Here is a 22,001-nt window from a genome sequence, read left to right as displayed (position 1 = left end):
CGTGAACCACCCGCCGTCCACCCCTGCCGCCTCCGCACCGGCCGCACCGGCCGCCCGCTCCCTGGTCGAGGACGTCCTGCCCCTGTCCCCGCTCCAGGACGGCATCCTCTTCCACGCCCTCTTCGACGAGGAGGAACGCGACGTCTACGTGGCCCAGCTGCTCCTCGACCTCGACGGCCCCCTCGACGCGGACCGTCTGCGCGCCGCCGCCGACACCGTCCTGGAGAGGCACGCCAACCTCCGCGCCGGCTTCCTGCGCCGCGCCACCGGCGAACCCGCCCAGGTCGTCCAGCGCGGCGTCCGGGCCCCCTGGCAGGAGACGGACCTGTCCGGGCTCGGGGAGAGCGAACGCACCGCCGCCGTGGACGCCCTCCTCGCCGAGGACCGGGCCACCCGCTTCGACCTCGCCCGGCCGCCACTGCTGCGCTTCACCCTCGTCCGCACCGGCCCGCTGTCCCACCGGCTGCTGCTGACCTACCACCACATCCTGATGGACGGCTGGTCCTGGCCGGTCCTGGTCCGCGAACTCCTCGCCCTGCACGACGCCGACGACGCCCCGCTGGGACCCGTCACCCCCTACTCCGCCTTCCTGAGCCGGCTCCACGGCCGCGACACGGCCGCCGCCCGGGACGCCTGGACCCGCGCCCTGGACGGCCTGCCCGGCGGAACCCGTACCGCGCCCGTGTCCCCGCCGCCCGGCTCGGTGCTGCCCGACCGGGTGGAGACGTACCTCTCCGAGTCCCTCACCGAACGGCTCGGCGCCCTCGCCCGCCGCCACCGGATCACCTCCGGAACCCTGCTCCAAGGCGCCTGGGCACTCCTGCTCGGCCGGCAGCTCCGCTCCGAGGACGTGGTCTTCGGCGCCATCGTCAGCGGCCGGGACCCCGAACTGCCCGGCGTCGCGGACATCGTGGGCCTGTGCATCAACACCGTGCCGGTCCGCGTACGCATCGACCCCACCGAGTCCCTCGTCGCGCTGTTCGAGCGGCTGCAGGACGAGCAGGCGCGCCTGATCGACCACCACCACCTGGGGCTGGTCGAGATCCAGCGGCTCGCGGGCGCGGGCGAGCTCTTCGATTCCTGCGTCGCCTTCCAGAACTACCCGGTCGACGCGGCCGGCCTCGCCGCACTCGGCGCGGGCGGCCTCCAGGTCAGCGGAGTGGACCCGTACGACGCCGCCCACTACCCCCTCTCGTTGACCGCCATCCCCGGCGACCGGCTGCGGCTGCAGATCGACTACCGGCCGGACGTGTTCGCACGCGACACCGCCCAGGCCCTGATCGAACGCCTCGCCCGGCTCCTGGAAGCCGTCGCCGAGGACCCCTCGTGCCCCGTGGGCACCGTGGACCTGCTCTCGCCCGCCGAACGCCACCGCGTCCTGGTCGAATGGAACGACACGGCCCGCGACGAGGAGTACGCGGAGGTCGTCGAGCGCGTCCGGCAGCAGGCCGGGCGCCGCCCCGACGCCGTCGCCACGACCGACGACACCGGCCGCGAACACAGCTACGCGGACCTCGTGGCCCGCGCCGACGCCCTCGCCCTGGCCCTGCTCGCCGACGGGGTGCGGCCCGGCGACCTGGTCGCCGTACTCAGCGAGCCCACCGCCCGCGTCCCCGTCGCGATGCTCGGCATCCTCGGCTCCGGTGCGGCCTACGTCCCCCTCGACCCCGAGGGCCCCGTCACCCGTACCGCCGACCTCCTGGCGAGCGGCGGGATCGCCCGCCTGCTGGCCGCCCCCGAGCAGCGGGCGCGTGCCGAGGAGATCGCCGCCGCGGTCCCCGGCGGCCTGCCCGTCCTGGTGATCGACGACGCGGCCGCCCCGGTCCCGGACGAGCGTCCGGCGCCTGCGGGCGGGCCCGACGCCCTCGCCTACGTCTGCTTCACCTCGGGATCCACCGGCAAGCCCAAGGGCGCCATGGTCCACCGCCGGGGCATGAACAACCACCTCCTGGCCAAGGTCGAGGACCTCGGTCTCGGCGACGGCGACCGCGTGGTGATGAACGCCCCGCTCACGTTCGACATCTCCGTATGGCAGATGCTCGCCCCCCTGATCACCGGCGGACAGGTCCACCTGGTGTCCCGGGACACCGCCCGCGACCCGGCCGCCCTGTTCGACGACGCCGCCCGCCGGGGGATCACCGTCCTGGAGACCGTGCCCTCCTTCGTCCGCGCCGCCGTCGACCTGTGGGACACCGGCGTGCTGCCGCCGGCGCTGCCCGAACTGCGCTGGTTCATCGTCAACGGCGAGGTGCTGCCGCCCGAACTGTGCACCCGCTGGTACGCACGCCACCCGCAGGCCGCGATCGTCAACGCCTACGGCCTCACCGAGTGCTCCGACGACAACACGCACGCCTTCATCGGCCCCGACGTGCACGCCCAGCTGGAACACGGCCGGCTGCCCGTCGGACGCCCGCTGCGCAACAACTCCCTCTACCTGCTGGACGCCGCGCTCGCGCCCGTACCGCCCGGGGTGCCCGGCGAACTCTTCATCGGCGGCACCGGCGTGGGCCCCGGATACCTGCGCGATCCGCGCCGCTCCAGCGAGCGCTACGTCCCCGACCCGTTCTCCGCCGTGCCCGGCAGCCGCATGTACCGCACCGGCGACCTCGCCCGGATGCGGGCCGACGGCCAGCTCGACTTCCTCGGCCGCCAGGACCACCAGGTCAAGGTCCGCGGCAACCGCATCGAACTGGGCGAGGTGGAGACCGCGCTGCGCGCCGTGCCCGGCGTCGGCGAGGCCGTCGTCGCCGTCGACCGGGACCATGCGGGCCAACAGCGGCTCATCTGCTACTTCACCGGTACCCCCACCGCCGAGGAGGTCCGCACGGAACTGGGCCGGAACCTCCCCGCCTACATGGTCCCGTCGCTGTTCCTGCACCTGCCGCGGTTCCCGCTCACCGCCAACGGCAAGCTCGACCGCAAGGCGCTCCCCGACCCGGCCACCGTGCACCGTCCCGCCGGACGGCTGCCCGCCACCCCCACCGAGAAGACGGTCTGCGAGGTCTTCGCCTCCGTCCTCGGCCTCCAGGAGGCCGGGATGGACGACGACTTCTTCGCCCACGGCGGCCACTCGCTCCTCGCCACCCGGCTGGCCGGCCGCATCGGCGCCGCACTCGGCGTACGGCTGGGCATCCGCGAACTCTTCGAGACGCCCACCCCCGCGGGCATCGCCGCCCGCCTCGCCGGGGCCGCCGCCGCCCCCGCCCGCCCCGCGCTGCGCCCCCGGTCCCGTGAGCGGGCCTGACCGGCCCGACCAGGCCCGACCAGCTCCACCCGCGTCGCGAAGAGCCCGACCGCACCCCCAGGAGACACCACCACCATGAGCCCGACCGAGACCACCCCCGTGCCCCTGCGCATCGCGCACCGGGCGGGGCTCACACCCGGGGCCACCGCGGTCCGCGCACCCGAGGGCGAGCTGACGTACCGCCAGTTCGACCGGCGGGCGCGCGCGGTCGCCGAGGAATTGCGCGCCGCCGGCGCCGGGCCGGAGGACACCGTGCTCCTGGGGGCGCGTCGCGGCCTCCACTGGGCGGTGGGGCTGCTGGGCATCTGGTACGCCGGGGCGGCCCCCCTCCTGGTGGACCTCGACGCCCCCGACGAGCGGCTGCGCACCCTGCTGCGGGCCACCGGGACCCGGTACGCGGTCGCCCCGGACACCCACGCCGCCGCGATGCTGCAGCGCCGCACCGGGAGCGAGCTGTTCTGGGCGTCCACCACGACCGCGGCCCCCACGTCGGCGGCCCCGCCCGCCGACATCGCACCCGGGGCCCTCGCCTATGTGCTCTTCACCTCCGGATCCACCGGTCGGCCCAAGCCCGTGGCGGTCGGCCACGCCGGACTCGCCGCACAGGCCGCCACCCTTGCCGAACGCTACGGGCTGACCGGCCAGGACGCGGTCCTGCAGTTCGCGGCCCCCGCCTTCGACGTCAGCCTGGAGGAGGCCCTGCCCACCTGGTGCACGGGCGGCGCGGCCGTCTTCGTCAAGGACAACGTCCTCTCGCCCGCGGAACTGGAGCCGTTCCTGGCCGCGGAGCGGATCAGCGTCGTCAACCTGCCCACCCCGTACTGGTCGCAGTGGGCCAAGGACCTGGAGCGCGCCCCCCGGCCGCTGCCGTCCGCACTGCGCCGCGTGGTGATCGGCAGCGACGCGGGCCGCACCGCGGCCCTCACGCGCTGGACGGCGGCCGGCCACCCCCCGGTGATCAGCTGTTACGGCCTCACCGAGTCCACGATCACCGCCACCTCCTACGAGCCGGCACCGGCCGAACTCGCCCGCTTCACGGGCGACGAGCTGATCCCGCTCGGCGAACCCCTGCCCGGTGTGCGGGCGTACGTCCTCGACGAGGAACTGCGCGAGGCACCCCCCGGCGCCGCGGGCGAGCTGTACCTGGCGGGTTCCTGCCTGGCGCGCGGCTACCACGGCCGGCCGGGTCTGACCTCCGAGCGGTTCGTCGCCGACCCCTTCGCCGACACCCCGGGCGAGCGCATGTACCGCACGGGCGACCGGGTCACCCGCGCCCCCGGCAGCGGCTCGCTCGTCTTCCTCGGGCGCGCCGACGACCAGGTCAAGATCCGCGGCCACCGCGTCGAACTCAAGGAGGCGGAGGCGGTCGTGGCCGCCCACCCCGACGTCGTCGACGTGGTCGTGCGCGCCGTCGCGGCGGCCGACGGACCGCAGCTCGCCGCCTGGGCCGCCGTCACGGCCGGCAGCCCCCTCACCCCGGAAGAACTGCGCCGTCATCTTCTGGCCAGGACGCCCCGGTACCTCGTTCCGGCCGTGGTGACATTGATGGAGCGGCTGCCCCGCACCCCCGGCGGCAAGCTCGACCCCAAGGCGCTCCCGGCGCCCGCCCTCCGGTGAACCCGCACCCCGCGGACCCCGTCCGCGACCAGACAAGGAACGCACCCGTGTCCGTCACCACCGACGAGTCCACCCAGGCCGGTCAGGCCGGGAGCAGCCGGCAGCGCAGGGACTTCCGTCTCTTCATGTCCTCGCACATCTGCAACGAGCTGGGCGGCAGCATCACGTACGTGGCCCTGCCGCTGATGGCGGTGCTCACCCTGGACGCCTCGGCGATGCAGGCGGGTCTGCTGTCCGCCGCGGAGCACGCGGCGTTCCTGCTGCTGGGCCTGCCCGCCGGGGCCTGGGTGGACCGGATGCGCAAGCGCCGCGTGATGATGGCCGCCGACCTCGCGCGGGCCCTCCTGCTGACGGCGCTGCCGGTGGCCTACCTGCTGGACCTGCACTCGATGCCCCTGCTGTACGCGGTCGCCCTGCTGTTGGGCTGCGCCCGGCTCTTCGGCGACGTCGCCGACCAGAGCTATCTGCCGACCCTCATCGGGAAGGACACCCTGATCGCGGGCAACTCGAAGCTGGAGACCGTGCGTTCGGGGGCCGAGTTCGCCGGCCCCGGCGTCGCCGGCTTCCTGGTGCAGCTGCTGGGCCCGGCCGGGACGCTGGCCGGCCAGGCCGTCACCTCACTGGCCTCCGTGGTCCTGCTGGGCCGGATCGAGGCCCGCGAGGCGAAGCCCGCACGGGCCCCGCGCCGGCACCTGCTGCGTGACGTCCGCGAGGGTCTGAGCTATGTGCTGAGTCACCGGATCCTGCGGCTCATCGCCCTGAACACGGCCGCCGTGAACCTGTTCCTCAGCGCGGTGATGGCCATCGAGGTGCTCTTCCTGACCCGGACCGTGGGGCTGCCGCCCGCGGCCGTCGGCTGGGTGCTGACGACGGCCACGATCGGCTCGGTGCTGGCCGCCTCCGCCGCGGACCGGGTGACCCGGGCGGTCGGCGCGGCGCGGCTCACGTGGCTGTCCCTGCTGGTGACCATGCCCTTCGGGCTGCTGCTCCCGCTGGCCGGCAAGGACTGGCGGATCGGCCTGTTCGTGCTCGGATCGCTCGTCCAGTCCGCCGGGGTCACCCTGTACAACATCTGCCAGGTCACCTACCGGCAGACGGTCTGCCCGCCGCACCTGCTCGGCCGGATGACCGCCACCGTGCGCTTCCTGGTATGGGGCGTACTGCCCCTGAGCGGTCTGCTGGCGGGACTCCTCGGTGAACTCCTGGGCGTGCGGGAGGCGCTGTGGGTGTGCGCCGCGGCCCTGTCGGCGGCCCCGCTGGTCCTGCTCTGCTCCCCGCTGCGGCGGATGCGCACCTTCGAGGACGATGCCCCGGTGGCCGGGGCCGCGGCCACGGGCGCACAGCCGGGTCAGTAGCCCATCCGGAAGGCGAGGTGGGTGAGCTGGGTCCGGTTCGCCGCGCCGGTCTTGCTGCGCAGCCGGCGCAGGTAGGTGTCGACCGTGTGCGGGCTCAGCCCCATCCGGCTCGCGATCATCCGGTAGGTGTCCCCCTGGGCGAGGTAGGCGAGGACCTCCTGCTCCCGGGGGGTCAGGGCGGGCAGCTCCGGCGCGCGGACGGCGGGCGTGGTGTGCAGCATGGGGGGCTCCGGATTCCGGATCGAAGGAGAAGGGGAGCGGCGGGGCTCGGCACCCCGGTGGCGGTGCGATCACTTGGGACGTGATCGCACCGTTCCGGACGTCCGGGGCCTGAAGTGGCCGGGCAGCCGCTGCTGTTCGTGGGGTCCAGCTTTCCGTCCTGCTTATCCTGGCGCCAGGGGGCGGGCACCTCACCAAAGTGCCTGGCAGGAAAGCGACCAGGGGCGAAAAGGGCAGAGTGGGGCAATGCGGATATCTGACGTGGCGCCGGATCCGAACGACGCTGATGTTGACATCGATGTCTACGGCTGGGTTCTCGAACACCGCACGGTGGACGTGGACGCCGTGGCCGCCGGTACGGGGCGCGAGGCGGACGAGGTCCGCCGCAGTGTGTCCCGCCTGCGCGCCGCGCGCCTTCTGCACGTGAGCCCGGTCGACCCGACGGTCGCCTTCGCGGTGGCCCCGGACACGGCCGCCGAGCAACTCGTCGCGCCTCTGGAGGCGCAGATCCGCGAACAGCAGCGGGCGATCAGCACGATCCGCGAGGACCTGGGCCGCTTCCTGCCGCACTATCTGGGCCGCCGCTCCACGGGGGAGTCGCTGGAGGTCCTGGAGAGCCTGGAGGACGTGCGCGGGGCACTCAACCGGGCCTCCCTCACCTGCACGATCGAGATGCTCAGCTCGCAGCCCGGGGGCGGCAGCCGGGTGCCGGAGGCGATGCAGGAGGCGCTGCGGCGGGACGAGGCGATGCTCCAGCGGGGGATCTCGATCCGGACGCTCTACCACCACACGGCCCGCTTCAACGGGCCGAGTCAGGCCTACGTCGCGACCACGTCCGCACTGGGGGCGCGGTACCGCACGGCGCACGAGCTGTTCGGTCGGCTCATCGCCTTCGACCGGGAACTGGCCTTCATACCGGTCTCCGACGGCAGTTGGGGCGCCGTCGTGATCCGCGAGCCGTCGACCGTCGCCTACCTGTGCGACATCTTCGACCAGACCTGGGACCTGGCCTCCCCGTTCTCGGCCGCCGCGGGTCAGGGGCTCGAGGAGGTGGCCCGGGAGATCCACGAGACGATCATCCGGCTCCTCGCGGCGGGGTTGAAGGACGAGGCCATCGCCCGTCGCCTGGGCATGTCGCTGCGCACCGCCCGGCGCCACATCGCCGACATCATGCAGGAGCTGGGCGCGGGCAGCCGCTTCCAGGCCGGTGTGGCCGCCGCCGCGCGCGGACTGCTGGACCTGGAGGGCGAGGTGGACGGCGACCGGCTACAGCCTTCCTGCGGCTCGTACCCGGTGGCTGCCGCCGCGGCGGGCGCCGGGAGCGCCCTGCGGTCGAGCTTGCCGTTCGGCGTGACGGGCAGCCCGTCCACGACGACCAGCACCGGCACCATGTACTCCGGCAGCGAGCGGGCCAGTTCGGCGCGCATCGGCTCGGTGTCCGGGGCCGGGTCCGCCCCGGCCTCCGGGACGACGTACCCGACGAGCCTGCGCTCGCCCGGGACGTCCTCCCGGACGACGACCGCGGCCCGGCCGACGCCGTCCAGGTGGCCCAGCGCCGTCTCGATCTCGCCGAGTTCGATCCGGAAGCCGTGGATCTTCACCTGGTCGTCGGTGCGGCCCAGGTACTCGACCGAGCCGTCGGCCCGGTGGCGGGCCAGGTCCCCGGTGCGGTACATGCGCGAGCCCGGCGGGCCGAAGGGGTCGAGCGGGAAGCGCTCGGCGGTCAGCGCGGGGCGGCGCAGGTATCCACGGGCCAGGCCCGCGCCCGCCAGGAACAGCTCCCCGGCGACCCCCACCGGGACGGGCCGGCCCCGCGGGTCGAGCACGTACAGCGAGGTGTTCCAGATCGGCCGGCCGATCGGCACGGGCCCGGTGTCCTCGCGGCGGCAGTCCCAGTGCGTGACGTCCACGGCCGCCTCCGTGGGCCCGTACAGGTTGTGCAGGGGCACGTCGAGCACATCGAGGAACCGGTTCTTCAGCTCCTCGGGCAGGGCCTCCCCGCTGCACACGACCCGCCGCAGCGACCGGCAGCGGCCCGCCCCGGGATCCTCGACGAACGCCGCCAGCATGGACGGGACGAAGTGGACGGTGGTGACCGACTCCTCCTGGACCACCCGGCTGAGGTAGGCGGGGTCCTTGTGCCCGCCGGGCTCGGCGACCACCAGGGTCGCCCCGGTGATCAGCGGCCAGAAGAACTCCCACACCGACACGTCGAAGCCGAACGGGGTCTTCTGCAGCACCCGGTCGTCCGCACCCAGCCGGTACCGGTCCTGCATCCACAGCAGCCGGTTGACGATGGCCGAGTGCTCCACGACGACGGCCTTCGGCCGCCCCGTCGACCCGGACGTGTAGATCACGTACGCGGGGTGCGCGGGCAGCGGCGCCGGCCCCACCGCACCGGCCTCCCCGTCGTGGACGGCCCCCGGATCCAGCCGGGGCAGGTCGGCCGGGACCGGCAGCGCCGCAGCCACCCCCTCGTCCGCGAGCAGCAGCACCGGCTCGGCGTCGGACAGCAGGTACGCGACCCGGTCCGCCGGCAGCGAGGGGTCCACCGGAAGGTAGGCGGCCCCCGCCTTCAGCACGGCCAGCAGCGAGACCACCATGTCGGTGGAGCGGTGCAGGGCGACCGCGACGATCCCCTCCGGACCGGCGCCCCGGGCGCGCAGGGCCCGGGCCAGCCGCTCGGCACGGGCGTCGAGTTCGCCGTACGTCAGGCGCTCGCCGCGGAAGACGGTCGCCGGTGCCTGCGGCGTCCGGGCCACCTGCTGCTCGAACAGCTCCACCAGCGTGGTGTCGGGGACCGCGACCGTGGTGCCGTTCCACTCCCGGATCAGCCGGTGCTGCTCCGCGGACAGCAGGTCCACCTCCCCCACCGCGGTGCCGGGGGCGTCGGCGACGGTCGTGAGCAGCCGCTCCAGCGCCTCGCCCAGGCTGCGCGCCGTCCGCGTGTCGAGGACGTCCGTGCGGTGGTCGAGGTGCAGCCGCAGCCGCTCCCCGGGCAGCACGATGAGGTTGACGGTGTAGTGGGTGGCGTCCGAGCCCTCCACCCCGGTCAGCCGCGGTCCGCCGGCCAGCTCCCGCATCGACTCCAGGTCGAGCGGGTAGTTCTCGACGACGACCGTGGTGTCGAAGAGGGCGCCCAGCCCGGCCGCCCGCTGGATGCCGGCGAGTCCGACGTGCTGGTGGTCCATCAGCTCCGCCTGCTCGTCCTGGAACCGGCCGAGCGCGGCCAGCAGCGGCTCGTCCTCGCGGATCCGGAACCGCACGGGCAGGGTGTTGATCAGCAGGCCCACCATGCGCTCGATGCCCGCGACGTCCGCGGTCCGCCCGGAGACGGTCCCGCCGAACACCACGTCGTCCCGCCCGGTCACCCGGCCCAGCAGCATCGCCCAGACGCCCTGGACCACGCTGTTCAGCGTCACGCCCGCGGCACGGGCCCGCGCGGTGAGGCGGGCCGTCAGCCCGGCCGACAGCTCCACCGCGACCCGCTCGGGCAGCGCGTCGATCCGGTGGGGATCGGCCGCCCCCAGCAGGGTCGGCTCCTCCAGCCCGGCCAGCGCGGTGCTCCACGCGCTCGCGGCGGCGCCGTCGTCCTGGCGGGCCAGCCAGTCCAGGTGCGACCGGTACGGGACCGCTTCCGCGACCGCACCGGACTCGGCGCCCGAGGCCTGTTCGGCGTATCCGGTGAGCAGTTCGCGCAGCAGCACCGCCGAGGACCAGCCGTCCCACACGATGTGGTGGTTCGTCATGACGAGGCGGTGCTCGGCCGCGCCGAACCGGACCAGCGTGAAGCGCACCAGCGGCGGCCGCTCCAGGTCGAAGCGCCGGGCCCGGTCGGCCGCGAGCAGCCGCTGCCACTCCCGCTCCCGCTCGGCGGATCCGTGTCCGCCCAGGTCCACGGCCTCCCACGGCACCTCGACGGAGTCGACGACGATCTGCGCCGGCCCGTCCAGACCCTGGTCGGTGAAGGCGGAGCGCAGCGCGGTGTGACGGCGCAGCAGCCGGTCGCAGGACGCCCGCAGGCTGTCCTCGTCCAGGGCGCCGTCCAGGGTGAGGACGATCTGGCCGGTGTAGGCGTCCATCGCTCCCGTGTCGAAGGCGGAGTGGAAGAAGAGCCCCTCCTGGAGCGGCGAGAGCGGCAGCACGTCGCAGAGCCCGGCGTAGCGGGCGGCCAGGGCGTCCGTCTCCGGCTGCGTCAGCCGGACCAGTGGCAGGTCGCGGGGGGTGAGGCGGCGGGGTCGGGGGGCGCCCGTCCAGCCGGCCAACAGGCGCAGGGCCTCGCCCCAGGCCGCCACCAGGGCGTCCGCCTCGCCCTCGGTCAGCAGGTCCGCGGGATGGGTGACGACCGCGGTGAAGGCGGGACCGTCGGCGCCGTCCACGGCCATGGCGTCGATCTGCAGGGCGTGCTCGACGGGCATCGCCGGATCCACCTCGGCCCGCAGTCCGCCCGCCTCGGGGGCGGGGCTCCACGGCGCCTCGCCGCCGCCGGCGAACCTGCCCAGGTAGTTGAACAGGATCCGGGGGCGCGGGAGCCCGGACAGCTGCGCGGCGGTTCGCGGATCGAGCCTGCTCAGCAGCCCGAACCCCGTGCCGTGGTCCGGTACGGAGGCGACCGTCGAGTGGATCCGTGCGACCAGGTCGGCGAGCGCGTCACCGCCCCGGGCCGCCGCGTCCAGGTCGAGGCCGGCCAGGTCGAACCGGACCGGGTACTGGGTGGTGAACCAGCCGACGGTGCGCGCCAGGTCGTGCCGGCCGGTGCGGTCGACGCGGCCGTGGCCCTCCAGGTCGACCAGCAGCGACCCCGGGGCGCTGCCGGGGGAGCGCAGCCGGTGCGCCGCGAGGACCAGTCCCGCGAGCAGCACCTCGGCCGGGCCGGTGCGCAGCGCGCCGGGCACCCCGGCCAGCAGCGGGCCGGCGACCTCGGCGGGCAGGCCGAGCGTCAGCGTGCGCGTGGCGCCGGCGGTGTCCCGCACCGGGTCGGGGATCCGCTGCCAGGGCTCCCGCGGGTCCGGGGCGTCCCCGGAGCCCTCCAGCGTCGAGCGCCAGAAGGGGAGCTCGGCCTGGACCTCCGGGGAACCCGCCTGGAGTTCGAGATGGTGGGCCCACGCGCGGAACGAGACCTCCCCGTCCGCGGCCGGAAGCGGACGCCCGGCGACGGCGGCCTCCCAGGCCGTGGCCAGGTCGGCCGCCAGGATCCGCCACGACACCCCGTCCACCGCCAGGTGGTGCACGCACAGCAGCAGCCGGTCCGGCCCCGCCCCACCGCTGTCGAAGCGCACGGCCCGGAGCATCACCGAGGTCGCGGGGTCCAGCTGTCCGGCCGCCTCCCGGGCCGCCTCGGCCATGACGGCGGCGCGGGCGGGTTCGTCCGACCCGGCCACGTCGACGGTGCGGTACAGCCGGGACACGTCGACCGAACCGGGCCCGCCGACCGTGCACAGCCGGCCCTCCGGATCGCCGGTCACCCCGAGGCGCAGCGCCCCGTGCCGGTCCACGACCGACTGCAGGACCCGTACGAGCGTCGCGTCGTCGGCACCCTCGGGCAGGGTCAGCACCATGGACTGGCTGAACCGGCCGAGGGGACCAGGCCCGTCGAGGAGCCAGCGCATGACCGGGGTCGCGGGGAGCGGACCGCACTCCGCGACGGCCGGACCGGCGGTGGCCGTGGGGGCGCCGTGGCCGGGCTCGCCGACGGCCGCGGCGAGGGCGGCCGGGGTCTTGTGCGCGAACACCTCGCGCAGGGTGAAGGAGAAGCCCCGGGCCCGCGCCCGGCTGGTCAGGCCGAGGGCGGTGATGCTGTCGCCGCCGAGCTCGAAGAAGTTGTCGTCCGGGGTCGCGGTGACGCCGATGGCTTCGGAGAACAGGGCCGCGAGGGCCAGCTCGGTGGCGCCGTACGCCCGCTCGGGGTGCTCCGGACGGGCCGCGGCCTCGGGTACGTGCAGCCGCGCGCGGTCGACCTTCCCGCTCGTGGTGAGGGGCAGCCGGTCCACCGCCACGAAGGTGCGGGGCACCATGTAGTCCGGCAGGACCCGGCCCAACTCCGCCGCCAGCGACTCCGGTTCGGGCACCGGGCCGCCGTCGGCCGGCGGCGCCACGAAGGCGACGAGCCGGCGGGCTCCGCCCGCGGGGGCGTGCACGACGACCGCGGCCTGTGCCACCGAGGGCAGCCGGCCGAGCACCGCCTCGATCTCGCCCAGTTCGATCCGGTGGCCATTGATCTTGACCTGGCGGTCCACCCGCCCCACGAACTCCAGTTCGCCCCGTGCCGTCCAGCGCACGAGGTCGCCCGTCCGGTACATCCGGGTACCGGGCACACCGGAGAAGGGGTCCGGCACGAAACGGTCGGCGGTCATGGCCGCGCGGCCCGCGTACCCCTGGGCGAGACCCGCACCGGCCACGCAGAGCTCGCCGGTCGCTCCCGGCGGCAGCAGCCGCAGCCCCCGGTCGACGACGTACGCACGGTGGTTGGCCATCGGGCGCCCGATCGGCGGGATCCGGCCGTGCGAGGGCGCGACCACCCGGTGCATGGTCACGGACACGGCCGCCTCGGTGGGCCCGTACGCGTTCCAGACCTCGCGGCCGTCCGTCGCCCAGCGGTCCACGGCGTCCCCGGACGGGGCCTCACCGCCGGTGGACAGGAACCGCAGCGCCGGCAGTCCCGCCGGTTCCAGCAGCGGCAGGAGGGCCGGCGGCAGGTCGGCGACCGTCACCGCCTGCTCGGCGAGCAGCGCCTGGAGCCGGTCGACGTCGACCCGCTCGGCGTCCGTGGCGAGGACCAGGGTGGAACCGCTCAGCAGAGAACCGAACACGTCCAGGACCGACACGTCGAACGACAGCGAGGCGAACCCGAGGAACCGTTCCGTACGCCCGGCCCCACCGCGGTCCCCCTTCCCGAGGCCGTCGCCCGCGCCGCACAGCGCGAGGTGGCCGCGTACGAAGTCGACGGCCGCCGCGTGCGGGACGACGACGCCCTTCGGCTCGCCCGTACTGCCCGACGTGTACAGCAGGTAGGCGGCGGACGCGGCCGGCACCGGCACGGACCTCCGGCCGAAGCGGGACCCGTCGGTCGGCGCGCTCGCGTCGACCACCCTCGGCAGGTCGTGCGGCAGCCTGTCGCGGCTGCCCGGCCCGGCGACGACCGTCCGCAGCCCGGCGTCGCGCACGATGTACGCGATGCGCTCGGCCGGCAGGCCGGGGTCGAGCGGCACGTAGCAGCCGCCCGCCTTCAGGACGCCGAGCAGGGCGGCGACCATGGACGGGGAGCGCTCCGCGCAGACGCCGACGGGGGTGCCCGGCGCGACGGCCGTCCGCAGCCGGTCCGCGATGTCCTCGGCCCAGGCGTCGAGCTCCTCGTAGGTGACCTCCTGACCGGCACAGATGACGGCGGCCCGCTCGGGGCTGCGCGCCGCCACCTCCTCGAAGAGCCCGTGCAGCGTCGCGTCCCCTGCCACGGGGCCGACGCCCCCCTCGGCGTAAGCGGCGAGCCGCTCCTCGTCCTCGGTGGTCAGGAAGGGCAGCGAGCCGATCGGAGCCTCGTCCTCGGCCGAGGCGAGGGCGACCAGGAACCGGGTGAACCGCACCCGCAGCGCGTCGAGTTCCACGCGATCGACGTCGGCGGCGTCGCCCTCGGCCTGCACGGTCAGCGGGCTGTCGCCGCCGCGGTCGTAGACGTTGAGGGAGACGTGCTCCACCGGGCCGACCGAGAGGTTGTGCGCGGAGGCGGGAGCACCGGCGAAGGACAGCTCGTAGTCGAAGGACATGAGGTTGACGGCGGCGTCCCACAGCCGGGCTCCGGCCCCCGTGAACTCCTCGATGCGGTACCGCTGGTGGCGCAGGGCCTCCTTGATGCCGGCCGAGGTGCCCCGCAGCAGCTCGCCGACCGTCGTGTCCGCGCCGACCGCGAGCCGCAGCGGCAGCACCTTGGAGAACATGCCGGGTGTCCGGCGGGCGTCCTGGGTGGTGCGGCCGGTGACCGGCAGGCCCATGACCACGTCCTCGGCGCCGCCCGCGCGGTGCAGGTGGGCGGCGGCCGCCGCCATCACCAGCGCCGACCAGCGCGTGCCGTGCCGGCGCGCCGCCTCGCGCAGGACGCGGGCGTCGGCGGGGTCGAGGTCGCCGCTCACCCGCACCGTCGTACCCGAGGCGGGCACCGGGACGCTGCCGGTGAAGGAGACGGGCTCGGGGGCCCCGTCCAGGCGGGCCCGCCAGAACTCCCGGTCCTCCGCGCACCGCTCCGAGCCCGCGTAGTCCTCCTCCTCGGCCACGATCCGCTCCCACGGCGCGCTCTCGACGGCCGGCACGGGCTCGCCCGCGACCAGCGCCGAGTACACCTCGGCGGTGCGCCGCGCGAGGATCGAGCCGGTGACCCCGTCCGCGACGAGGTGGTGGTAGCCCTGCATCCAGCGGTAGGCCGCCGGACCGGTCCGCACCAGGAGGTACCGGCACACGTCCCCGGACGCCAGGTCCGTCGGCCGGGCCAGCTCGGCGCGCATCAGCCGCTCGGACTCGGCGTCCGGGTCCGGGTGGTCGCTGACGTCGACCGTCTCGATCCGCAGCGGCGGAGGCCCGGCGGGAATCTGGTGCACCACCCCGTCCACCTCGGCGAAGCGGACGCACAGCGTCTCGGTTCCGGCCACCGTCGTGCGCACCGCCTCGGCGAGCAGCTCCGGATCCACCGCCCCGCGGATCTCCAGGTACTCGGCGACGGTGTAGTCGAGGCGGGTGGGGTCGAGCTGCTGTGCGAACCAGACGCCGTTCTGCGGCGGGGTCAGGGGCAGCGGCCGGCGGTCGTGAGTGGCCATGCGGTGGTCAGTCTCCTCAGTCGGATCGGTCGATCAACGACGACGTGAGGCCACTGTCCGCGACGGCCGGACGGTCCCGAAAGTCCCACAAATACGCTTCTTGACGAGCCCCGACGAGCCCGGAGAAATCCCCGGTACCGCGATCCCGTGACACCCGGGACGCAGGGATTTCCGACCGGCGGTCGACCTGGGCGTCTTCCGTCACCGGCGGACGGACCGTGCTCCCTGTACCTGTCAACCCTGACGATCGTCGGGGTATCGGGCTGCCGTTCGGCCAGGGTGCCCCGGCGGCGGTGTTCCTACCGCCGGCCTATGGATTCGAGCAAGCGATGTGGATGGGGCCGACGGCTACCGATGGCGGCCGCGTCGGCCGGGGCAGGTGCGGCGGCCGTGGTCTGGCCGGCACCCGGCGGTGTGCTGGGGACGAACGGGCCGGCGCACGTCACTGCCGGTTTCTCGGTGCGGGCCCACCGGGCACTGACCGGGAGCGTGGCGGACGGCCCGCCGTGGGCTGAAAGCGTCCTGGAAAGGACCCGTTCGGGAACCGTCTGGTGTCCGGCAGGTCTCCCCACCCCGAGCAGGGACAGGCCCGGTTCCTCGTCGAGGTCGCCGACCCCTCGGAGGCCGAGGAGTTCGGCTACACCGTCAACGGGCTGCTCGTCTCCGACTTCTTCACCCCGCACTTCTACGATCCGGTCACCGTCCCGGGCACGCGCTACAGCTTCGGCGGTCACATCACGGCGCCCCGGACGATCCTGCGCGGCGGATACATCAGCTGGGAGGACTCGGCCACGGGCGAGTGGTGGCAGCAGACCTGGTTCGAGGGCAAGGAGCCGACGTTCCGCCGACTCGGCAGACTGTCGGGCAGCGGCAGCATCCGCGAGGCCGTCGACGCCCGGACCAAGACCGTCAGCCGCCTGGCCGCCAGTGGCCCCTCCTCCAAGCCCTACCTGGCCGCGCGGACCCTCACGGCCCACGTCAAGGAATCCACCGGCGCCCGGGCCGACGCATGGCGCGCCCAGATCGAGCGGCTCAAGGGGGCGAACCCGGCGGCGAAGGCCTTCAAGGCCAAGACCAAAGGAAAGAAGGCGAAGTGAGGACGACGGCCGTTCCCGGACGACGCCCGGGCCGCCTGCCGGGGAGGCAGCGGTGAGTGAGGACGCCCGACAACGCAAGGAGCGCGTGGATCGCCTGCGCGAGATGATCCGGCGGCCCGGGGCCGAGCCCGGGTCTCCGGAGCAGGAAAGCCTGAAGGAAGGCGTCGAGCGCCGCATGCGGGAGCTCGACGAGGCCGATCGCGAGGATCGCCCGAATCGCCGCGGCGATCAGCACGGCCGGGCGTCCGGGGGCGAAGAAGGCGGACCCTGACAGCCCCGGGCCGCGCCCGGCCGGAGCCCGTACCCGGCCGGAGCCCGTACCCGGCCGGAGCCCGTACCCGGCCGGGCGGCGCTCGGGCGGGCCTTTGCGCCCGGTCCCGGCGCGATCCCCCCGCCCCCGCCCGGCGGGAGGCCGCCCTACCTGCGGCGGGCGGGCTCACCCGTGGCCGGTGTAGGTGACGGCGATGGTCTTGCCCCCGTCATGGACGGTCACCGTGACCTTGTCCGCCAGCTGGTTGACCAGCCGCCAGCCGAACCCTCCCGGCTGTGTCGGCGCCCAGGGGCGGGTCACGGGGGGCTCCGGGGAGGAATCGGAGACTTCCACCAGGACGGCGCCGGGGAGGGCGGCCACCTGGAATCCGCTCACCCCGCCCGCATGCTGCCTGGCGTTGGCGATCAGCTCGCTCACGGCAGTCAGCACATCCTCCTCACGACCGGGCACCGGGTTGCCCCTGCTGAGCAGGTCGCGGGTGATGTCGCGGGCCTGCGCGGAGCTGACGCCGGATGTCGAGGTGTTCCGGGGCGCTGTCGTCCTTCCTGCCATACCGTCCGGCTTCCCCCGCTGCTGGCCGCTAAGCAGCGGGCCGGGCGCCGGGGCGGCCGGCACCGCGGGGAATGGACCCCTCCCCGTGTGGCCGAAGAATCCCACGTTTGCATCGCCGTCCCGTGGGCACGAGGGAGCGGATGCTCCGGCATGTTGCGAGGGCAGCGGGCCCGACCGGCCGGAGCGCCGAGATCACCGGTTCAGCCTGACTGGGCGATTGCCCGAGGCATCGGGCAGGCCGGTCGGGCGGAGGATGGGACGGGGATGGCCAAGCAGGCGGATGTCGGGGGCAGCACGACGGCTCCCGGTGCGGTGGGAGAGCCCGGGCTGCGACAGCTCCTGGCAGGACTCACCGCGGTGCGCGACGGGGACTTCGGCACCCGGCTGCCCGACGAGGCGGACGGTCTCCTGGGGGAGATCGCCACGGTGTTCAACGGGATGGTGGACCAGCTGTCGCTGTTCACCTCCGAGGTCACCCGGGTCGCCCGGGAGGTCGGAACCGAGGGCACCCTGGGCGGCCAGGCCGTCGTACCGGGAGTGTCGGGTACCTGGGCGGACCTGACGGACTCGGTGAACGCCATGGCGGGCAACCTCACCACCCAGGTCCGCGACATCGCCCAGGTGGCGACGGCGGTGGCGCGCGGTGACCTGTCGCAGAAGATCGACGTGGCCGCCCGCGGGGAGATCCTGGAGCTGAAGGACACCGTCAACACGATGGTGGACCAGCTGTCCTCCTTCGCCGACGAGGTGACCCGCGTGGCCCGCGAGGTGGGCAGCGAGGGCCGCCTCGGCGGCCAGGCCGAGGTGCCCGGCGTGGCGGGCGTGTGGCGCGACCTGACCGACTCGGTGAACTTCATGGCCGGCAACCTCACCGACCAGGTCCGCAACATCGCCCAGGTGACGACCGCGGTCGCCAGGGGCGACCTCTCCCAGAAGATCGCCGTCGACGCCCGCGGGGAGATCCTGGAGCTGAAGAACACCATCAACACGATGGTGGACCAGCTGTCCGCGTTCGCCGACGAGGTCACCCGCATGGCCCGCGAGGTCGGGACGGAGGGCATCCTCGGCGGCCAGGCCGACGTCAAGGGCGTCTCGGGCACCTGGCGCGACCTGACCGACTCGGTGAACTTCATGGCCGGGAACCTGACCGCCCAGGTCCGCTCCATCGCCGAGGTCGCCACGGCGGTGGCCCAGGGCGACCTCTCGCAGAAGATCCGGGTGGACGCCCGCGGGGAGATCCTGGAGCTGAAGACCACCATCAACACGATGGTGGACCAGCTGTCCGCGTTCGCCGACGAGGTGACGCGCGTGGCCCGCGAGGTGGGCACGGACGGCAGGCTCGGCGGCCAGGCGGACGTCAAGGGCGTCTCGGGCACCTGGCGCGACCTGACCGACTCGGTGAACTTCATGGCGGACAACCTGACGGCCCAGGTCCGCTCCATCGCCGAGGTCACCACCGCCGTGGCCCAGGGCGACCTGACGCAGAAGATCCGGGTGGACGCCCGCGGCGAGATCCTGGAGCTGAAGGAGACCATCAACACGATGGTGGACCAGCTGTCGGCCTTCGCCGACGAGGTGACGCGCGTGGCCCGCGAGGTCGGCACCGAGGGCAACCTGGGCGGCCAGGCCACCGTCCGCGGGGTCTCCGGCACCTGGAAGGACCTCACCGACAACGTCAACGTCATGGCGTCCAACCTGACCGGACAGGTGCGCTCCATCGCCCAGGTGGCGACCGCGGTGGCCCGCGGCGACCTGTCGCAGAAGATCACGGTGGAGGCGAAGGGCGAGGTCGCCGCGCTGGCCGGCGTCATCAACACGATGGTCGACACCCTGTCCGCCTTCGCCGACGAGGTCACCCGCGTGGCCCGCGAGGTCGGCACCGAGGGCCGGCTCGGCGGCCAGGCCCGGGTCCCCAACGTGGCCGGCACCTGGAAGGACCTCACCGACAACGTCAACTCCATGGCGAACAACCTCACCGGCCAGGTCCGCAACATCGCCCTCGTCACGACCGCCGTCGCCAACGGCGACCTGTCGAAGAAGATCGACGTGGACGCCCGTGGAGAGATCCTGGAGCTGAAGACCACCATCAACACCATGGTGGACCAGCTGTCCTCCTTCGCCGCCGAGGTCACCCGCGTCGCCCGCGAGGTCGGCAGCGAGGGCCGCCTCGGCGGCCAGGCCGAGGTCGAGGGCGTCGAGGGTACGTGGAAGCGGCTCACGGAGAACGTCAACGAGCTGGCCGGCAACCTCACCCGGCAGGTGCGTGCCATCGCCGAGGTCGCGAGCGCGGTGGCGGAGGGCGACCTGACGCGTTCCATCACGGTCGACGCCTCGGGCGAGGTGGCCGAGCTCAAGGACAACATCAACTCCATGGTCGGCTCGCTGCGGGAGACCACCCGCGCCAACCAGGAGCAGGACTGGCTCAAGTCCAACCTCGCGCGGATCTCCGGCCTGATGCAGGGCCACCGCGACCTCGCGGTCGTCGCCGACCTCGTCATGGACGAACTGACGCCGCTGGTGGAAGCCAGCTACGGGGCCTTCTACCTCGCCGAGGAGAACGACGAGGACACCTGGCTGACGCTGATCGGCTCGTTCGGCAGGCCCGCCGGCCATGCGGCACCGCAGCGCTTCCGGGAGGGCGAGACGCTGCTGGGGCAGGCGGCCCGCAGCCGTCGCATCCTCAGCGTCACCAACGTGCCCGCCGGCTACCTGATCTCCTCCAGCCTGGGCGAGTCCACCCCCGCCAGCCTCATCGTCCTGCCGATCCTGGTCGAGGACCAGGTCCTCGGCGTGATCGAGCTGGCCACCTTCAACTCCTTCACCCCCGTGCACCGCGACTTCCTCGGCCGGCTGATGGAGACGGTCGGCGCCAACGTCAGCACCATCGTCGCCAACGCCCGTACCGACGAGCTCCTGGAGGAGTCCCAGCGCCTCACCGGAGAGCTCCAGGCGCGCTCCGAGCAGCTCCAGGTGCAGCAGGAGGAACTGCAGCGTTCCAACGCCGAACTGGAGGAGAAGGCAGCCCTGCTGGCCAGCCAGAACCGCGACATCGAGACCAAGAACCTGGAGATCGAGCAGGCGCGGCAGGAGCTCGAGGACCGGGCCCAGCAGCTCTCGCTGGCCTCCACGTACAAGTCGGAGTTCCTGGCCAACATGAGCCACGAACTGCGCACCCCGCTCAACAGCCTGCTGATCCTCGCCCAGCTCCTGTCGCAGAACCCCTCCCGCAACCTCACCCCCAAGCAGGTCGAGTACGCGGGGATCATCCACTCGGCCGGATCCGACCTGCTCCAGCTCATCAACGACATCCTCGACCTCTCCAAGGTCGAGGCGGGCAAGATGGACGTGAACCTCGAACGGGTGCCCCTCAAGGCCCTCCTGCACTACCTGGAGGCCTCGTTCCGGCCCCTGACCACGCAGAAGGGCCTCGAATTCGAGATCACCACCGCGCCCGGCGTACCGGCGGACCTGCTCACCGACGACGCCCGCCTGCAACAGATCCTGCGCAACCTCCTCTCCAACGCGGTGAAGTTCACCGAACAGGGGAAGATCCTCGTCGCGATCCAGCCGGCGGCGGCGGCGGAGCTGCCCGCCGAGCTGCGCGACGCGGGCTCGGTGGTGGCGTTCAAGGTGACCGACTCCGGTATCGGTATCGCCGAGGACCAGCTCGAAGTGATCTTCGCGGCGTTCCAGCAGGCCGACGGCACGACCAGCCGCAAGTACGGGGGCACCGGCCTCGGCCTGTCCATCACCCGTGAGATCGCCCGCCTCCTCGGCGGTGTCGTCACCGCCACCAGCACGCCCGCGGTCGGCTCCACCTTCACCCTGTACCTGCCGGTCACCCGCCCCGAAGACGCTCCGGAGGCCAACGGCTCCGGCACCCCGGCGCTCGAAGCGAAGGACCCCGCGGCCCTGGAGGAGCCGGACACGGCGGCGTCCGATCCGGGCGGAGAGCCCGGCCCCCGGCGGCTGCTGGTGATCGAAGGACGCGCCAACGGGCTCCTGCGCCTCGTCGCCGAGAGCGCGGCCTCCGAGCTCGCCGCCGGCCGGTCCCCCGTCGAGCCGGCGGCCGAGCCGGTGGAGCTCTTCACGGCCGTCACCGCCACCGAGGCGGCCACCATGCTCGCCCAGGCACCCTTCCACTGCGTGGTCCTCGACCTCGCCGCGGACGAGGAAGCCCTGAGCTTCCTGAGCGCACTCGCCGGTGACACCGCCCTGGCCTCCCTGCCCGTGCTCGCGCACGACAACCGCCGCGTCACCGGGGAGCTGAAGACGGAGATCGACCGGCAGGCCTCGGGACACCGCCTGGAGGTACTCGCCAGCCTCGACGAGCTGCGCGAGCGCATCACCCTGCACCTGTCGGTCGACCGCCTCAACGACGTCCTGCCCCTGAGCCGGACCGAACCCGCCCCCGACGGTGTGGCACACCCCGACGCCGGCCTCGCCGGCAGGTCGGTCCTCGTCGTCGACGACGACCCGCGCAACCTGTACGCCATCAGCGGCATCCTCGAACTGCACGGCATCCGCGTCCTGCACGCGGAAAACGGCCGCAAGGGCATCGAGAGCCTGACCAGCACCCCGGGGATCGACTTGATCCTGATGGACGTGATGATGCCCGAGCTCGACGGATACGCGGCCACGGCCGAAATCCGGTCTATGCCCGAGTACGCGGACCTGCCGATCATCTCTGTCACCGCGAAGGCCATGCCCGGCGACCGCGACAAGAGCCTGGCGGCCGGATCCAGCGACTACATCACCAAGCCGGTCGACGCCGACGACCTCGTTGCCCGTCTGCGCCACTGGCTCCCGTCCCAGGACGCCTCGGGAGCCCGCGGTGCCTGATTC

The 22,001-nt window shown here is 73.7% G+C and carries 9 protein-coding genes and 1 pseudogene; 7 read left to right on the top strand and 3 right to left on the bottom strand.

Annotated features, from left to right (window positions below; all coding sequences use genetic code 11):
• Position 1 precedes the first annotated feature (1 nt).
• The 3 genes from ACIRBY_RS25360 (at position 2) to ACIRBY_RS25350 (ending at position 6,216) form a co-directional block, all read left to right on the top strand.
• Positions 2–3,244: an amino acid adenylation domain-containing protein gene (locus tag ACIRBY_RS25360; protein ID WP_403904271.1), complete on the top strand. Its 3,243-nt coding sequence runs from the start codon at positions 2–4 to the stop codon at positions 3,242–3,244.
• A 75-nt stretch (positions 3,245–3,319) separates the two neighbouring features.
• Complete coding sequence (locus tag ACIRBY_RS25355; RefSeq protein WP_403904269.1) at positions 3,320–4,861, top strand: amino acid adenylation domain-containing protein; 1,542 nt, start codon at positions 3,320–3,322, stop codon at positions 4,859–4,861.
• A gap of 47 nt (positions 4,862–4,908) precedes the next feature.
• Positions 4,909–6,216 carry an MFS transporter gene (locus ACIRBY_RS25350; RefSeq protein WP_403904267.1) on the top strand — a complete coding sequence of 436 codons (1,308 nt, stop codon included), beginning with the start codon at positions 4,909–4,911 and terminating at the stop codon, positions 6,214–6,216.
• Here ACIRBY_RS25350 and ACIRBY_RS25345 read toward each other — a convergent pair.
• Positions 6,210–6,437, bottom strand: coding sequence for a response regulator transcription factor (locus tag ACIRBY_RS25345; protein WP_403904265.1), 228 nt, complete (start codon positions 6,435–6,437; stop codon positions 6,210–6,212). The two genes, ACIRBY_RS25350 and ACIRBY_RS25345, sit on opposite strands and share 7 nt — an antisense overlap.
• Here ACIRBY_RS25345 and ACIRBY_RS25340 point away from each other — a divergent pair.
• Positions 6,436–7,581, top strand: a pseudogene (locus tag ACIRBY_RS25340) (hypothetical protein); the annotation flags it as partial. The gene ACIRBY_RS25345 and the pseudogene ACIRBY_RS25340 sit on opposite strands and share 2 nt — an antisense overlap.
• Here ACIRBY_RS25340 and ACIRBY_RS25335 read toward each other — a convergent pair.
• The gene (locus ACIRBY_RS25335; protein WP_403904262.1) at positions 7,470–15,236 is read right to left on the bottom strand and encodes an amino acid adenylation domain-containing protein; all 7,767 of its coding nucleotides are present in this window, start codon (positions 15,234–15,236) and stop codon (positions 7,470–7,472) included. The pseudogene ACIRBY_RS25340 and the gene ACIRBY_RS25335 overlap by 112 nt on opposite strands.
• Positions 15,237–15,787: 551 nt before the next feature.
• Between ACIRBY_RS25335 and ACIRBY_RS25330 the strand changes: the two genes are divergently transcribed.
• Both ACIRBY_RS25330 and ACIRBY_RS25325 read left to right on the top strand, forming a co-directional pair.
• The gene (locus ACIRBY_RS25330) at positions 15,788–16,333 is read left to right on the top strand and encodes a hypothetical protein (RefSeq protein WP_403904259.1); all 546 of its coding nucleotides are present in this window, start codon (positions 15,788–15,790) and stop codon (positions 16,331–16,333) included.
• Between the two features lie 52 nt (positions 16,334–16,385).
• Complete coding sequence (locus tag ACIRBY_RS25325) at positions 16,386–16,604, top strand: hypothetical protein (RefSeq protein ID WP_403904256.1); 219 nt, start codon at positions 16,386–16,388, stop codon at positions 16,602–16,604.
• 165 nt (positions 16,605–16,769) lie between these two features.
• Here the strand turns inward: ACIRBY_RS25325 and ACIRBY_RS25320 are convergent, their stop codons facing one another.
• Entirely contained in the window at positions 16,770–17,156 is a 387-nt protein-coding gene (locus tag ACIRBY_RS25320) for an ATP-binding protein (protein WP_403904254.1), read from the bottom strand.
• Positions 17,157–17,420: 264 nt separating this feature from the next.
• On the opposite strand from ACIRBY_RS25320, the gene ACIRBY_RS25315 reads away from it, so the two are divergent.
• Complete coding sequence (locus ACIRBY_RS25315; protein ID WP_403904251.1) at positions 17,421–21,998, top strand: HAMP domain-containing protein; 4,578 nt, start codon at positions 17,421–17,423, stop codon at positions 21,996–21,998.
• Positions 21,999–22,001: the final 3 nt, after the last annotated feature.

The sequence above is a fragment of the Streptomyces sp. NPDC096136 genome (assembly GCF_044763325.1).
Taxonomy (GTDB): domain Bacteria; phylum Actinomycetota; class Actinomycetes; order Streptomycetales; family Streptomycetaceae; genus Streptomyces.
Note: the sequence above shows the minus strand (reverse complement) of the source record. Positions and strands in the feature narration are given on the sequence as shown.

Excerpts from the sequence above, each read along its gene's own strand:
- ACIRBY_RS25320 (WP_403904254.1), bottom strand. The coding sequence starts at position 17,156 with ATGGCAGGAAGGACGACAGCGCCCCGGAACACCTCGACATCCGGCGTC.
- ACIRBY_RS25315 (WP_403904251.1), top strand. The coding sequence starts at position 17,421 with ATGGCCAAGCAGGCGGATGTCGGGGGCAGCACGACGGCTCCCGGTGCG.
- ACIRBY_RS25335 (WP_403904262.1), bottom strand. The coding sequence starts at position 15,236 with ATGGCCACTCACGACCGCCGGCCGCTGCCCCTGACCCCGCCGCAGAAC.
- ACIRBY_RS25355 (WP_403904269.1), top strand. The coding sequence starts at position 3,320 with ATGAGCCCGACCGAGACCACCCCCGTGCCCCTGCGCATCGCGCACCGG.
- ACIRBY_RS25345 (WP_403904265.1), bottom strand. The coding sequence starts at position 6,437 with ATGCTGCACACCACGCCCGCCGTCCGCGCGCCGGAGCTGCCCGCCCTG.